The organism is Virgibacillus sediminis, assembly GCF_042643265.1.
GTDB lineage: Bacteria > Bacillota > Bacilli > Bacillales > Amphibacillaceae > Virgibacillus_O > Virgibacillus_O sediminis.
The window spans coordinates 214159-227092 of record NZ_JBHRRZ010000040.1; the positions used below are offsets into that span (position 1 = coordinate 214159).

The following is a 12934-nucleotide window of genomic DNA, read 5'->3' on the forward strand; positions in this document are numbered from 1 at the left end:
TGCAGCATCAAATATTTTCTGCAGGTTTCATTTAAATATCAAAATCCAAAAGATTTTCAGCAATTTCGGCAAATGACTCCTCAGATTCTTCGAAGTAATCATTCCAATTTTCACTTGCCCAAAATTCGATTCGTTCGGAGACACCGATGACTGCACATTCTTTCTCCAGCGCTGCATATGACCTTAATGGCTGGGGAATGTTTATTCTCCCCTGTTTATCCACTTCACATTCAACAGCACCTGAAAAGAAAAAACGTGTAAATGCCCTAGCATCTTTTTTGGTCAGTGGGAGTTTCTTCAATTTCTCTTCCAGTGACTTCCATTCATCCATGGGATAGGCAAACAAGCATTTATCAAGTCCACGGGTTATTACAAAGGATTCTCCCAGGCCATCACGAAACTTGGATGGGACTATGATTCTTCCTTTGGCATCAATATTATGCTGGAATTCCCCCATGAACATATAGTCCGCCCCCACTTTCTTGTTTCCATATTACCACAACCCCCCACTATTCACCACCAAATTCCACTTAAAAATTTCATTACATTAAAGTTACAGAAACAGCTACCAGTTACAGGGTAATAAAAAAGCTGCTCCTCCCTTGGAAGAACAGCTTTTAAGCATTTTATTCATTTGGTGGGGGAAAGTGGGGCATTACAGCCAGACAACGTAATGTTCCGCCTCAAAGGACCAATCGGTTTCCAACATTTCCCGGATAAATTCCACGCCGTGTTCATTAATAAACGGAATCGGGTTCCATGTCCTCTCCTGAAGTCCTTCATTCGGATGCATCATTACCTGAATGTAATCAAATTCGCGGAAATCCTTTTCATGGGTTTCCTCCACTGCTTTCATCATCCTGTTATATAGAAAATCAATTTCCCGATGCAGATGTCTGAGATTCTTTTCCGCGAGCTCTCCAATATCCGCACGAATAACTTGGGCAGTTGTCCTTAATGGCCTATGTGCCTGGTCCAGCGTACCCTTCAATTCATCGACAAGCTGAGCGACAGGTGGGTTGTTCAAAGAAGCCAGCCACTGTTTCCTCCGTTCAGCAACACCTTCATTTATTGCCGTTTCCACCTTGATTCCATACTTATCCAGTGCTTTTTGCACCTTTCTATCCACGAGTGTAAACGATAAACGCGGTACCACAGGAGGCATGCTCATGCCTAAAGAGCGGAATGCTGGTCTTAATGCCGCCCAGTAGGCCACCTCTCCAGGTCCTCCCACAAAAGCCAGGGACGGAAACAGCAACTCTTGCATAATCGGACGTGTCACCACATTGTTGCTCAGCATCTCAGGATGGTTTCTGGCTATGGATACCAACTCTTCCGTGGTAAACTCCACTTCATCCTGCTTGCCCTTCCATCGTCCATCCTCATTACGGTATAACAATATCCGTTCGTCATCTAGATGATAAAAGAGATGCGCCTGGTCAGGTTCCACTTCCAAGGATAGAGAATAGCCTTTTTCCCGAAGCTGGTCATAGGCTTTCATAACTCCTTCACTTATTTCTGGCTGGCGTTCAATTATCTGGACGAAATGGCCGCTTTCCAAGCGTCGAAGTTCCGGATTTCCCGAATCAACCAGTACAACTCCTTCATTATAAAACATCCTGGAAATCAGTTGCGCGAAAAAGTCTACATATGTCCGGGAATGATCCAGACATGACCTAACCGTCTCGTATATATCTTTAGTATATACCGTTTCCTGAAGTCGTGAAAACAGGAAATCAGTCCACTCTGAACTGATCTCCTTATCCATGCTTAGATTGGAGACCGATTCCTTCCCATAATGACGATGAGGAATTTTACTCTTTTTCATACCTGAGTTTTCGGGCAGATAGATATGATTGATTTCCTCGAAATCATGATCTTCTCCGGCAATCCAAAAAACAGGTATGACCGGCCTCCCCAATTCGCTCTCCTGTTTCCTGGCAAGAGTAATAATGGAAATAACTTTATTGATCGTGTAAAGCGGTCCTGTCAATACACCAGCTTGTTGTCCTCCGATTACTACCGTGCTGTCTTTATCGCGAAGACGCTCAATATTCTCCAAAGCTGCTTGAGGAGCCCCCCATCCCCGGTTCATTTGCAGCAACACATCTGCCAAGCCTTCCCGATTGTATTCCACCCCTTTTAAATCGTCGGCCCTTTTATAAAAATCGTTATACGGGTGGTAATCGAAAAAGCTGCTTAAATCCCCCTCCATTAGGCGGTAATCTTTCATCAGTTTATTTTGCTTATGTATATTTATAGAGTCGCTCTGCATTACTTTCGTGCTCCTTCACTAAGGTAAGTCCATTCCATTATGTATTGTACAGAATTCATCCAAGTTTTTCATTTAATCTGTTTAGGCCGGGAAGACTTAATAAATAACGAATTTGCCTACTCCAATGATTATCAGGATCACATAAAGAAAGAAAAAAAGTAAGAAAGAAAACCGCCAAAGAATTTTGAAAGCCTTACCGAACACTACTTCGCTGTTTAATTTCCATTGTAATAGAATCAGGACAGCTAAAATACCGAGCAGCACTGCCATCATAATGCCCCAAATCTGGACATCAAAAACAATCATAAATTCAAATCCGACGGCTGCAATATAAAAAATAGTCGTCCAGTTGATAGCCCGATGGAATGCTTTCCTCTTCCGTGTACCCATGATAAGAGAAAACTGATAGACAAGCCATGATGCAATAAATGGCGCTGCAATGAAAAAAGCAATCAAATAAATTATATAATCGGCCATTCCTCTTATCCCCCTTACTGCCTAGTACAGCTTGAATGTAACCCCCAATTAACCGAGCCCCGCTTCATATTTATCTATTGTACCAAAGTCAACAGGGTTTGCGAGGATTTTTCGAGAGGGATGGTGGAATTATACCTCTTTTATTTCATTACAGATGCTTTTATATTATAATATATAAATAGGGAAAGTATTCAGACATCAAGGGGGAGATTAGAAATGATGACCGATGTAAAAGTAGAAAAGCTATTGATTAATTATAAAACACTTGAAAAATTTAAGCGCTTTAAGGAATATGGCAATCAAGAACTTTCCATGTTGGAGGACTTGGAGAATAATATCGTGGAGAACAACAGTGAATCACCTTTTTATGGCATCTATTTCGGCAACAATCTGATCGCAAGAATGAGTCTTTATCGGGTAGATGCAAAATATGATGCTTATTTTCAACCGCCGCAGGATTACCTGACACTATGGAAGCTGGAAGTTCTTCCCGATTTTCAGGGTCAAGGATATGGAAAATTGATGGTAGACTTCGCTAAAAGCTTTAACCTGCCAATCAAGACAAATCCTCGAATTAATTCCCATGGGTTTTGGGAGAAAATGGGCTTCCAGAAAGCCCATTATGAGATGGAAAGGGACTTAGGGGAAAATCCATTGATATGGCTTCCGGAAGGAGTTAAGGAGAAATCCCAGGAACAGGGTCAGGAGCCAAAGCAGCAATAATACCTTCATAGGGGTGAAAGGCGCTTTTCGGAGCCGGCAGAAATGCCGAAATCCTATACTTTCCCGGATATTCAATATAATAAGACATGAATGGAGTATCATTCATGTCTTCTTTACATGCCTTAACCTGAACGGCCAGATTTTGCCCTTTCCCAAAGCCTTCCCATTTCTTCCCATATCGCTTCATATTGCTCCAGCTGCTGTTTAAGTGCTCTGTTTTCCTTTTGAAGCAGTTCCAGCAGCTCTCCCTGCTCCTTCATCAGTTCCTTATTTTCAGCCGGGAAATGCGCCTTCATTTTTTCCAACAGCAAAATGGCTGTTTCAATGGTTGTTTTATCATGTTCCATGTATGTCGCAGCTTTTTTGTCACCTACCCTCCCTCCAATTTTCCGTTCTTTTTTCGCCTTTTGGATTTCTTCTTCATATAGTTTTCGGATGGAAGCATTCCATCGGAAGCCACAGGCCGCAGAAGTCCGGTCTAATTTCCCGGCTACTTCCTTGAATGCTTCCAATTGGGTCCTTCCTTCACGAATATAGGATAGGACTGTATCAGCCAAAAGAAGATCTTCGTCTTTCGACCATGCATCCTGTCGAGTCGCATTCATAGCATCCCTCCTTACGCATTTGCTATCAATGTATGCAAGAAATAGGGATGATAGAATAGATACTTTATAGTAAATGTTTCATGCACATCAACAAAGGTCAGATGGCCCAAACAATGAAAAGACACGGCTGCTGTCAACTCCACACCTTTTTTTGAAAGGGAGGGAATTGTGAACACACAACTATTGATCAGTTCTGTTTTCGAAATTCAAATCGCTTCACTGCTGCTACATGCTCCGACGATGGCCAAAGGCTTGCACTATTCCTTACCCCTTCTTCCATAAGGGAGACCAGTTTGTTACAGGAAATTTTCTTCTTGTATTGGTCCTTGAGCAATTTAATCTGCTCATATGATTTTCCAGCACCTTTTTTTGCTGCTCCCAGCCTTCTTCAGCAACAAGATGATGAAGCCAGCCTTTTTCTTTTAATTGTTCGGCACTGTACATCGTTCCCTCTACAAGCCATTGAAAAGCGAAGTCCCGCATTACTTTTTCGTAAAGAAGGACTCCTCCTCCCCACCCTGGTAGAATACCTAGAGTAGATTGCACGAAGCCAAAAGAAGATGTACCTTTGGAAATACGAATATCACAAGCGGTTGCTATTTCATATCCTCCGCCAACTGCGCTGCCGTTAAGCAGGCGGATAACCGGTACAGGGAAAGGATACAAGTTCGTATAATACCTTCTTCATAGGGTGGAGAATGGAAAAAGCTTCATCCGTTGACAGGCCTCCATGCAGTTCTTTTAAATCACCGCCTGTACAGAACATTTTATCTCCGACGCCGGTAATTACCAGAAATTTAATAGTTTCCTGTCTGGCATTTTCCAAAGTTTCCTGCAGTTCCTTTGCCATTTCTATTGAAACCGCATTATGCTTCCCAGGCCTATCCAGCCGGATTTCAGCATACCCTTCTTCCATCTTATTGTAACTAATCGTTTTTCTCATCTTTTCCTCTCTCTATTAAAAACAGCTTGTCTATAACCCAGTACCTTTTAAGAATATGTATATAAAAAAACAGATCACTATCTGTTGTGATCTGTTCTTCGGTCGTTCATTTAGTTGCTGACAACTTCCTTGCCATCATAGTGTCCACATGATCTGCATACATGGTGAGGCTTTGTCAATTCACCACAATTTGAGCATTCTACCATGCCAGGCACATGCAATTTTTTATGAGTACGACGCTGGTTCTTAACTTTTTTAGAAGTTCTTCTTTTTGGTACTGCCATGACCTGATACACCTCCTTCATATTTTCGAAGCAAAACAGAAAAGTTCTGCTTATTGTTTCCGGTTGTCATCTTTCAATAAAGATTCGAGCTTTTTCAAGCGAGGATCAACTGTCTGTTCCTTTTCTTTCTCTGTTACAAGCTCCCAGTCATTCCCTTTAACAGGGGCTTCTTCCTGACCACTTGCTCCATCAGAGAATACACGAAATGGAACTTCAAGCAGAATATTTTCCTTGATATACGGGGTTAAATCAAGCACTTCTCCTTCAATTGGATGGATTTCATCTTCTTCCTCTTCCCGGCTGTAATGCGAAGAAGTAGTAAAGACCTCATCAGCCCCAATATCAAAAGGATAAGGCACATCAACCAAGGTTCTTGCACATGGCAATATCATTTCCCCGCTGATACGAAAGGAAAAAATAATCTGTTCCCCTTGCAGAAAACATTTGCCGGCAACATGAACAGGCCCAATCTCACGTATATCATTGTTCATTGTCTCCAATTCGGAAACATCAACCTTTTCATCAAAAGTGTAAGGTTCATTGTAAGCATTTTTTCTGATTTGGCCCAATGTAAATTTCAATATAATCACCTCAAGGCAACAAGAGTAATTTTAAAAGAAAAAAACGATTTTGTCAACATATTTTCTTTACAGGTTTAAAACATATGAAATTCCAAGTTGGATATACGTATGATTCCCTTCCTGCTTCATGTTAATCATTCTGTCAAACAGCTCTCCTCCATACAAAACGTGCTTATATCCCGTGTTTTTGATACAATTATTACCATTATATAAAACAGGAGCTGGTTTCATGAAAGCATGCGGTTTAATCGTGGAGTACAACCCATTTCATAATGGTCATCTCTACCACTTGAAGGAAGCCAGAGAAATATCCGGAGCTGAGTGTATGATTGCAGTAATGAGCGGTAATTTTCTCCAGCGAGGAGAGCCTGCCATAATGGATAAACATTATCGGGCAAAGGCCGCTCTTATAGCTGGGGCTGATCTAGTGCTTGAACTGCCATACCCTTTTGCAGTACAAAGCAGTGACCTTTTTGCAAAGGGAGCGGTATTTACACTGGCTCAGATCGGCGCCTCTACATTATGCTTCGGCAGTGAATCAGGGAACATAAATGATTTCATTTCAAGCTATCATAATTTCAGGAAAAATGAAAGAGAATATCAGCAATCACTGAAAGATCATCTGCAACAGGGGCTTTCTTTTCCTGAAGCCAGTAGACACGCCTATCAGACAATCGGTTTAACTGGGCAATCGATGGACCTGACCAAACCAAACAATATACTTGGTTTCAGCTATGTAAAAACGATTTTTGAAAATGGTTTAAAGATAACTCCACTGACTATCAAACGAACAAACAACCATTATCACGACCAAGCCATCACCGGGGCTATTTCAAGCGCCACAAGTATTCGTAAAGTCATATTGGAGGCCGGCCGGATCACCGAAGAAGTTGCTGAAGCACTCCCGAAAGTGTCTCTAGCCCAGCTCGAGGCCTATAGAAAGGCAGCATCCACCTGGCATCACTGGGAAAAATACTTCAATCTCCTTCATTATAAAGTCATGACGATGAATACAGAGCAGATTGCTGATATCCAAGGGGTAGATGAAGGGCTGGAATACAGAATTAAAAAGACTGCAAAGCAGGCGGAATCCATGCATGAATGGATGCACGCAATAAAAACCAAACGATATACATGGACAAGGCTGCAACGCATGTTCACCCATCTATTGACAAATACAACCAAAGGAGAAATGGAGGAGATCCCGTCACTTGCTCCACTTCCTTATATTCGTCTCCTGGGTATGTCGCAAACCGGCCAGCGCTATATCCATCAAGTTAAGAAACAATTGGAAACCCCGCTTATTACCAAGATTAAAAGAAATGGTGATCCTCTTCTTGCTATGGAAGAGAGGGCAGCACAGGCCTATTATAGCATACTCCCTCCGGCACAACGGCGTAAATTCCACCAGCAGGAACTCGAGCCCCCACTAAGGATCTAATTTAGTAAAAAGGGATAAAGGGCATTAACCTGCCCTTTATCCCTTGGGTTCGAGCTGTTTCAAAAAGTTCAAGGCATCTTCAAAGGTATCTACGGGAACAATTTCCATATCCGTACCAATTTCCTCCGCCGTCTCTTGTGCTATTTCATAATTCGACCTTTCTGCTCCATTTCCATGTGGAGCAAAGAAAATATCAATTCCCTCCCTGTCGGAAGCAACCACTTTTTTATCAATTCCTCCAATCCGGTAGACAGTACCTTCATAATCAATCTCACCAGTACCGCCTATATGGTAGCCTCTTGTGATATCCTCTTCTGTCAACTGGTCGTAAATTTCCAGCGCAAACATTAAACCGGCACTAGGTCCGCCTATTCGGCCACTGGTGAAGTTGATATCTGGATCCACTTCCACACTTCTATCGGTTACAAGGCTAATACCTATTCCGACTCCGCCATCAGTCTGGTCAAACTTTTCCAGAGCGAGTTCTGTTTTGAATTGCTCACCATCCCGGACAACATCTAAGGTAACCGTCTCACCAGCTTCCTTCTTTTCTACATAACTGGTCAGATCTGTAGACTCCCGCACTTCTCGGCCGTCAATCCCTATGATCCGGTCACCTGTCTGGAGCTTTCCGTCTGCAGGCATTCCTTCCAGCACCGATACCACATAAATCCCTTCATAATCTATGTTGATATCTCCATCAGCTGCTTGATAGGCGACTACCGTCGAGGCTTCTTGAGAGCTTTCCATCATCTCCAACTGTGCCTCCATATACTCTTCCTCCGATATACCATGAGGGCGGACTTGATTTAACGGAAGAATATCATGGTGAGGAAGTATCTTTGCCATCAAGTACTGGATGGGAGTTGCCTGGCTGCCGCTTACTGTGACCAAATGCATATCTCCACTACTGTCATACCCACCGCTGACTTCCACTATCGAATTCAATGCATCTGCGCCGCCGGGCCGTTGGATATAATAATCCAATTGGTATACGGAAAGGAAATAAGCAGTCAAGACAACCAACAGTAATGAAAAAACATGTCCCTTTGTAAATCTCATAATATATCCCCTTCCAGTATTTAAAAAAGTGCTTTTTTAGTGTAGCCCAGCTTATAACATATCCATTAATATAAACTATTCCGTGCCCTTGTAAAAAATAATACGTTTTTGCGCCGAAAAGTATCTGGCATAAACCAGACAGGTAACCGCGTATATTGATATAGACTTGTACAATGTATGGAACAAGCTAGCATTATTCTACTACTAACACATAAAGATGTACAGACCAAGGCTCTGCCTGTAGGGGGCTTACTAATTGAAACAAATTATAAAGACAATATTATTATCCGGTTTTGCCACCTTTCTGACAGTCGCATTAATCCGATTTCCCGATCAGGCGTTTGAAGCAAGCATCCGCGGTTTAAATATTTGGTGGGAGGTCGTATTTCCTTCCCTCCTGCCATTTTTTATCACAGCGGAACTGCTAATCGCTTTTGGCGTCGTCAAATTCATTGGTGTTCTCTTTGAGCCAGTGATGAGACCATTGTTTAATGTACCGGGAACCGGCAGCTTTGGCTGGATTATGGGTATGGTAAGCGGATACCCAACCGGTGCGAAGATAGCGGCAAGACTCCGGGAAGAAGGGCAATTGACACAAGTTGAGGCGGAGCGGCTCGTCTCCTTCACTAATGCCTCCAGTCCTTTGTTCATTTTCGTGGCAGTATCCATCGGCTTTTTCCATGATGCCTCCCTTGGAGTACTATTGGCGGCATGTCATTATATTGGCAATGCCCTTGTTGGGATATGTATGGGGTTCTATAAAAGAAATAGCGGAAGAAAACCCAAACACCCCACGAATAAAAAACAGAAGCCTGCAGTAGTGCGAGCCTTTCTGGAGATGCATGAAACACGATTGAAAGATAAACGCCCTCTAGGAGAAGCTATAAGTGATGCAGTTTTGAACTCCATCCAGACACTTCTCATGGTTGGAGGGTTCATCATCTTATTTTCTGTGCTGACTAAATTGCTGTTTCTTTCCGGAATTTCCTCCCTTTTGGCAAGGTTTATTGAAACCACTTTTGTACTTGTCTCCCTGCCGGCCGATATGGCACTTCCTTTTATATCCGGCTTATTCGAAATAACCTTGGGGGCCCAAATGATCTCGCAGACACCTGCCGACAGCATGTTGGCCAAAGCTATAATTGTAAGTTTCATCCTAGGTTTTAACGGTTTTTCCGTACAAGCGCAAGTAGCAAGCATACTGGCCAAGACTGATATCCGTTTTGCTCCTTATTTTTTCGCAAGGTTTTTACATGGATTGTTGGCGAGTCTATTGGTATTGCTTTTATACAAACCACTCTATCTTAATAAGCAAGTGATTCAGATGGACTCGATTCCTGTGGCATCGCCTTCTGAAACGTCCAGTCAGTGGATTTATGCCCTTGAATCCCTCACCCATGCGGGTCCGCTTTTCACCATAGTATGCCTCGGACTGGCGGCAGTCATTTTATACCGTAAAATCAGAAAAGATGCTGCATAGCAATGACAGCATCTTTTTCATCAGTAATTATATTTCTTCTTAAGGGCATCTTCTATCACGGGCGGCACAAGATCAGAGACATCGGCTCCATATTTTGCAATTTCTTTTACAATGCTGGAGCTTAAGAAGGAATATTGGTTATTGGTCATCATGAAAAATGTTTCAATATTCTCATCCAGCTTGCGGTTCATAGAGGTAATCTGCATTTCATATTCAAAGTCGCTCACCGCTCTAAGCCCTCTAATAATGGCGTGAGCATGATTTTCTTTAGCATAATCCATAAGAAGATGGTCGGAGGAATCCACTGATACATTCGGAATGTCACTGGTGGCCGATTTTATTAAGTCCATCCTTTCTTCAACGGAGAACAATGGGGATTTTGACTGATTATTAAAGACGGTAACTACTACCTCGTCAAAAATCTTGGCCCCTCTCTGAATGATGTCCAGATGCCCATGGGTAATCGGATCGAAACTCCCCGGGCATATTGCTTTTTTACTCATAGGAAATTGCTCCCTTCTCTTTCTTATCCAAAAATAGAAATCTCATGCAGATATCCGGTTCTCCGCTTACCCTATTACAATAAGCAGATTATATAAGTAGTTCGAATGGTTACTTTCTTTGATAAATGGTTACCGAAATGCTTCCGCCATAGTTCTCCTTCTTGAGGAGAGAAAATTCAGTATGTATGTCCGAAGGGCTGTCAGCCGGGTCATGCTCACAATAGACAATTCCTCCGCGTGAAATCAATTCTAGGCGGAGTATTTCATTTAATAATTTGCCATAGTCCACTTTCTTATAGGGCGGGTCAAGTAAAATAAGGTCAAACTCCAACCCGCGTTTGGAAGCCGCTTGAATTGCCCGGAAGGCTTCTGCACGAAACACTTCCGCTCTTTCTTCCAACTTTAACATCTTGAGGTTCTCATATATTGTCTGAATTGCTTTCGGATGCTTATCTACAAAAACGGCTTGGTCCATCCCTCTGCTGACCGCTTCGATACCAAGAGAGCCGCTGCCTGCAAAAAGGTCGAGCACTGCCCCTCCATCAAAGAATGGGCCCATTGCCTGGAAGACAGCTTCCTTGACTTTGTCAGTTGTTGGCCTGGTCGACTTGCCGGGTACTGCCTTTAGCTGCCTGCCCTTATGTATTCCTGCTATTACGCGCATTATCCCACCTCATTTGCCACTATACGTTCCTAATCCTAGCATACCACAAGTAATGCGGACAGCAAAAAGATCGAAATTACCGACGGATTATCAATCCAGCTCATAAATAAGTATGTTCTTAGAAAAAAATTGACAGTACATGTATATAAAACAAGCTTTTGACTATAATAACATAATGAAACAGCTGGTAGTTAGCTTGGCTGTTTCAAAACTCGGAGAAGACTTAAACTTCCCCATAAGTTCTTCCTCCGGTTTCTCCTCTCCCTTTGCCTTTTGTTTTATTGAAAGGGGCCTGCAGAGATGATCTCTGCAGGTTTATTTTTTTTTAGAAAGCCAAAAGGCCCGGAATTTAAAAAAGCCTGAACGGATCGTCCGCTCAGGCTCTTTTAAATTCCCATCTTATAATCAAACTGTTTCGCTTCATCCGGCTTCTTATTTTCAAAGTCTGTTTCGAGGAAAGGCTTCTGGGACCTTTCAACTTTAAAAACAAAGGACAGCTTCTTCAGCTTCTTTTCTGCTTCTTCTATATCCGGCTGATTTACATAGATGACAGCATATTTCAATCTCTTCGAGGTATAAATAATATGGCCATAGCGCTTCAGTTGTTTAATGTTCTTCATATGCTGAAACCAGACAATCAACCCTTGTCGATTTACTCTCATAAGCTCTCCCCATTACTTAATAAAATTCCTTCTCCGAGTAGATCAAGATGCACAACCGCATCCCCCGCCGCTCCCGCATCCGCAGCCGCCGTCCGTTAAAGCCGCACCGTCTTTTGGCGCTTTAATATTGTCACTTGCGCTTGATGCAACATACTGGCTAATCTCGTCCAAGAGGCTTTGCAGGTTTCTTTCAGCTATTTTAAACGAGGCTACTTTCGCATTCATATCCATTTCCCGCTTGGTGGAGCGCACCCTTTTCATAATATCATTATAATCTGGATGGTATCTGCCAAAGCGCTGGACATCCTCGTAATGGCTCTTTATATCAGCAAAAGCCTTTATCAGCTTTTGAGCTTCTTCATCGTCATTAAGTGCTTTTCTGGAATGATTGTATGCTTCCATTACCTCGGACTCCAGGACCATTCTGCCTAATTGTTCCGAGCGATCAAGAATGTCTACATATTCCATGGTTGCTATCATTCATGAACACCTCCATTGTTATCATATCACTTAATTGTTTGTAAGAAAACAATGGAACTGTCAATCTTTCATTGCTTCGGCAAATTGAAGCATCATCCCGGCCATCTGAATTTGCTGGTTCACCTTTTCCATCTTCTGTGGAAAAGTCTTTCCATGGAATACTTTTGCTTGCTTCTCCATCCGCCGGATATTCTCCGGATGTCGGGAAAGATACCGGTACCAGACTGGGTTATAACGGATGAAACTGAGTAATTCTGGACGCGATTTTAAATATTGGTACGTGTAGGAATCCATGTCCCCCCCCCCTTAGTCGCCGAACCAGTTAAACGGATCCCTTGGCTGTGGTGGTGTATGTTTCGTTTTCTGGTACTGCCGTATTAATTCCTGAACAGCCCCTATGGAATGGTTCAACTGACTGACCTGGCTTTGTATTTTATTAAAATCCATGTGCTCTGTCAGCTTCATAAGCTGGCTGAATAGCTCTGGCGACTTTTCTTTTGACCCGGAAGAGGCCTTCGTTTCTGTCTCTGTTTTATAGGGCTCCCAAACCTCATCATTCTCGCCGAGTAAAGCCCACTTTTCATAAAACTCCTGCCATGACCTTCCGCTCCTTCTTATTTCCGCTCTTAATGCTGGATATTTATTGACGAAGTGCTTGAATTCTACCACCGAAGGATGCAGTTTATCCTCACTCATCGTTTCACCCCTCTTTTGCATGGTCACCTGTACTGGTAATTTATGCTGCAGTCCTTTC

18 protein-coding genes are annotated in these 12934 nt (G+C 42.6%); 3 read left to right on the top strand and 15 right to left on the bottom strand.

The annotated features are described in order from the left end of the window. Positions 1 to 31 precede the first annotated feature (31 nt). The 3 genes from mraZ to ACFODW_RS17915 form a co-directional block, all read right to left on the bottom strand. Entirely contained in the window at positions 32 to 463 is a 432-nt protein-coding gene (gene mraZ / locus ACFODW_RS17905; RefSeq protein WP_390308287.1) for a division/cell wall cluster transcriptional repressor MraZ, read from the bottom strand. Positions 464 to 655: 192 nt separating this feature from the next. After that, positions 656 to 2275, bottom strand: a complete 1620-nt coding sequence (gene bshC, locus ACFODW_RS17910) for a bacillithiol biosynthesis cysteine-adding enzyme BshC (protein WP_390308289.1) — start codon at positions 2273 to 2275, stop codon at positions 656 to 658. 96 nt (positions 2276 to 2371) lie between these two features. Continuing rightward, positions 2372 to 2752 carry a DUF3397 domain-containing protein gene (locus ACFODW_RS17915; RefSeq protein WP_390308291.1) on the bottom strand — a complete coding sequence of 127 codons (381 nt, stop codon included), beginning with the start codon at positions 2750 to 2752 and terminating at the stop codon, positions 2372 to 2374. Between the two features lie 219 nt (positions 2753 to 2971). On the opposite strand from ACFODW_RS17915, the gene ACFODW_RS17920 reads away from it, so the two are divergent. Continuing rightward, on the top strand, positions 2972 to 3475 hold the full coding sequence (locus ACFODW_RS17920; protein WP_390308430.1) for an N-acetyltransferase: 504 nt from the start codon (positions 2972 to 2974) through the stop codon (positions 3473 to 3475). 122 nt (positions 3476 to 3597) lie between these two features. Here the strand turns inward: ACFODW_RS17920 and ACFODW_RS17925 are convergent, their stop codons facing one another. The 5 genes from ACFODW_RS17925 to ACFODW_RS17945 form a co-directional block, all read right to left on the bottom strand. Beyond that, complete coding sequence (locus tag ACFODW_RS17925; protein ID WP_390308293.1) at positions 3598 to 4080, bottom strand: RsfA family transcriptional regulator; 483 nt, start codon at positions 4078 to 4080, stop codon at positions 3598 to 3600. A gap of 264 nt (positions 4081 to 4344) precedes the next feature. Next, on the bottom strand, positions 4345 to 4746 hold the full coding sequence (locus tag ACFODW_RS17930; RefSeq protein WP_390308294.1) for an enoyl-CoA hydratase/isomerase family protein: 402 nt from the start codon (positions 4744 to 4746) through the stop codon (positions 4345 to 4347). Next, entirely contained in the window at positions 4709 to 5023 is a 315-nt protein-coding gene (locus tag ACFODW_RS17935) for an enoyl-CoA hydratase/isomerase family protein (RefSeq protein WP_390308296.1), read from the bottom strand. Before ACFODW_RS17935 ends, ACFODW_RS17930 begins: the two co-directional genes overlap by 38 nt. A gap of 110 nt (positions 5024 to 5133) precedes the next feature. Beyond that, on the bottom strand, positions 5134 to 5307 hold the full coding sequence (rpmF, locus tag ACFODW_RS17940) for a 50S ribosomal protein L32 (protein ID WP_390308298.1): 174 nt from the start codon (positions 5305 to 5307) through the stop codon (positions 5134 to 5136). A gap of 50 nt (positions 5308 to 5357) precedes the next feature. Further along, positions 5358 to 5888, bottom strand: coding sequence for a YceD family protein (locus ACFODW_RS17945; protein WP_390308300.1), 531 nt, complete (start codon positions 5886 to 5888; stop codon positions 5358 to 5360). 229 nt (positions 5889 to 6117) lie between these two features. Here ACFODW_RS17945 and ACFODW_RS17950 point away from each other — a divergent pair, with 229 nt between their 5' ends. Next, on the top strand, positions 6118 to 7329 hold the full coding sequence (locus ACFODW_RS17950) for a nucleotidyltransferase (RefSeq protein ID WP_390308301.1): 1212 nt from the start codon (positions 6118 to 6120) through the stop codon (positions 7327 to 7329). 36 nt (positions 7330 to 7365) lie between these two features. Here the strand turns inward: ACFODW_RS17950 and ACFODW_RS17955 are convergent, their stop codons facing one another. Beyond that, entirely contained in the window at positions 7366 to 8391 is a 1026-nt protein-coding gene (locus tag ACFODW_RS17955) for a SepM family pheromone-processing serine protease (RefSeq protein WP_390308302.1), read from the bottom strand. A 256-nt stretch (positions 8392 to 8647) separates the two neighbouring features. On the opposite strand from ACFODW_RS17955, the gene ylbJ reads away from it, so the two are divergent. Then, positions 8648 to 9871 carry a sporulation integral membrane protein YlbJ gene (gene ylbJ, locus ACFODW_RS17960; RefSeq protein WP_390308304.1) on the top strand — a complete coding sequence of 408 codons (1224 nt, stop codon included), beginning with the start codon at positions 8648 to 8650 and terminating at the stop codon, positions 9869 to 9871. Positions 9872 to 9891: 20 nt separating this feature from the next. Here the strand turns inward: ylbJ and coaD are convergent, their stop codons facing one another. The 6 genes from coaD to ylbD form a co-directional block, all read right to left on the bottom strand. After that, on the bottom strand, positions 9892 to 10374 hold the full coding sequence (gene coaD / locus ACFODW_RS17965; RefSeq protein WP_390308305.1) for a pantetheine-phosphate adenylyltransferase: 483 nt from the start codon (positions 10372 to 10374) through the stop codon (positions 9892 to 9894). A gap of 109 nt (positions 10375 to 10483) precedes the next feature. Next, complete coding sequence (rsmD, locus tag ACFODW_RS17970) at positions 10484 to 11038, bottom strand: 16S rRNA (guanine(966)-N(2))-methyltransferase RsmD (protein ID WP_390308307.1); 555 nt, start codon at positions 11036 to 11038, stop codon at positions 10484 to 10486. A 386-nt stretch (positions 11039 to 11424) separates the two neighbouring features. Further along, on the bottom strand, positions 11425 to 11700 hold the full coding sequence (locus ACFODW_RS17975; protein WP_390308308.1) for a YlbG family protein: 276 nt from the start codon (positions 11698 to 11700) through the stop codon (positions 11425 to 11427). Positions 11701 to 11742: 42 nt separating this feature from the next. Next, positions 11743 to 12180: a YlbF family regulator gene (locus tag ACFODW_RS17980; RefSeq protein WP_390308310.1), complete on the bottom strand. Its 438-nt coding sequence runs from the start codon at positions 12178 to 12180 to the stop codon at positions 11743 to 11745. 60 nt (positions 12181 to 12240) lie between these two features. Further along, on the bottom strand, positions 12241 to 12474 hold the full coding sequence (locus ACFODW_RS17985; protein ID WP_390308312.1) for a YlbE-like family protein: 234 nt from the start codon (positions 12472 to 12474) through the stop codon (positions 12241 to 12243). A 12-nt stretch (positions 12475 to 12486) separates the two neighbouring features. Further along, positions 12487 to 12876 (bottom strand): YlbD family protein, encoded by a 390-nt coding sequence (gene ylbD / locus ACFODW_RS17990; RefSeq protein WP_390308313.1) that lies wholly within the window; start codon positions 12874 to 12876, stop codon positions 12487 to 12489. Between the last annotated feature and the right edge of the window lie 58 nt (positions 12877 to 12934).

Bases quoted from the DNA above. Each gene is read 5' to 3' on its own strand.
- mraZ (WP_390308287.1), bottom strand. From the start codon at position 463: ATGTTCATGGGGGAATTCCAGCATAATATTGATGCCAAAGGAAGAATC.
- bshC (WP_390308289.1), bottom strand. From the start codon at position 2,275: ATGCAGAGCGACTCTATAAATATACATAAGCAAAATAAACTGATGAAA.
- ACFODW_RS17915 (WP_390308291.1), bottom strand. From the start codon at position 2,752: ATGGCCGATTATATAATTTATTTGATTGCTTTTTTCATTGCAGCGCCA.
- ACFODW_RS17920 (WP_390308430.1), top strand. From the start codon at position 2,972: ATGACCGATGTAAAAGTAGAAAAGCTATTGATTAATTATAAAACACTT.
- ACFODW_RS17925 (WP_390308293.1), bottom strand. From the start codon at position 4,080: ATGAATGCGACTCGACAGGATGCATGGTCGAAAGACGAAGATCTTCTT.
- ACFODW_RS17935 (WP_390308296.1), bottom strand. From the start codon at position 5,023: ATGAGAAAAACGATTAGTTACAATAAGATGGAAGAAGGGTATGCTGAA.
- rpmF (WP_390308298.1), bottom strand. From the start codon at position 5,307: ATGGCAGTACCAAAAAGAAGAACTTCTAAAAAAGTTAAGAACCAGCGT.
- ACFODW_RS17950 (WP_390308301.1), top strand. From the start codon at position 6,118: ATGAAAGCATGCGGTTTAATCGTGGAGTACAACCCATTTCATAATGGT.
- ACFODW_RS17955 (WP_390308302.1), bottom strand. From the start codon at position 8,391: ATGAGATTTACAAAGGGACATGTTTTTTCATTACTGTTGGTTGTCTTG.
- coaD (WP_390308305.1), bottom strand. From the start codon at position 10,374: ATGAGTAAAAAAGCAATATGCCCGGGGAGTTTCGATCCGATTACCCAT.
- rsmD (WP_390308307.1), bottom strand. From the start codon at position 11,038: ATGCGCGTAATAGCAGGAATACATAAGGGCAGGCAGCTAAAGGCAGTA.
- ACFODW_RS17975 (WP_390308308.1), bottom strand. From the start codon at position 11,700: ATGAGAGTAAATCGACAAGGGTTGATTGTCTGGTTTCAGCATATGAAG.
- ACFODW_RS17980 (WP_390308310.1), bottom strand. From the start codon at position 12,180: ATGATAGCAACCATGGAATATGTAGACATTCTTGATCGCTCGGAACAA.
- ACFODW_RS17985 (WP_390308312.1), bottom strand. From the start codon at position 12,474: ATGGATTCCTACACGTACCAATATTTAAAATCGCGTCCAGAATTACTC.
- ylbD (WP_390308313.1), bottom strand. From the start codon at position 12,876: ATGAGTGAGGATAAACTGCATCCTTCGGTGGTAGAATTCAAGCACTTC.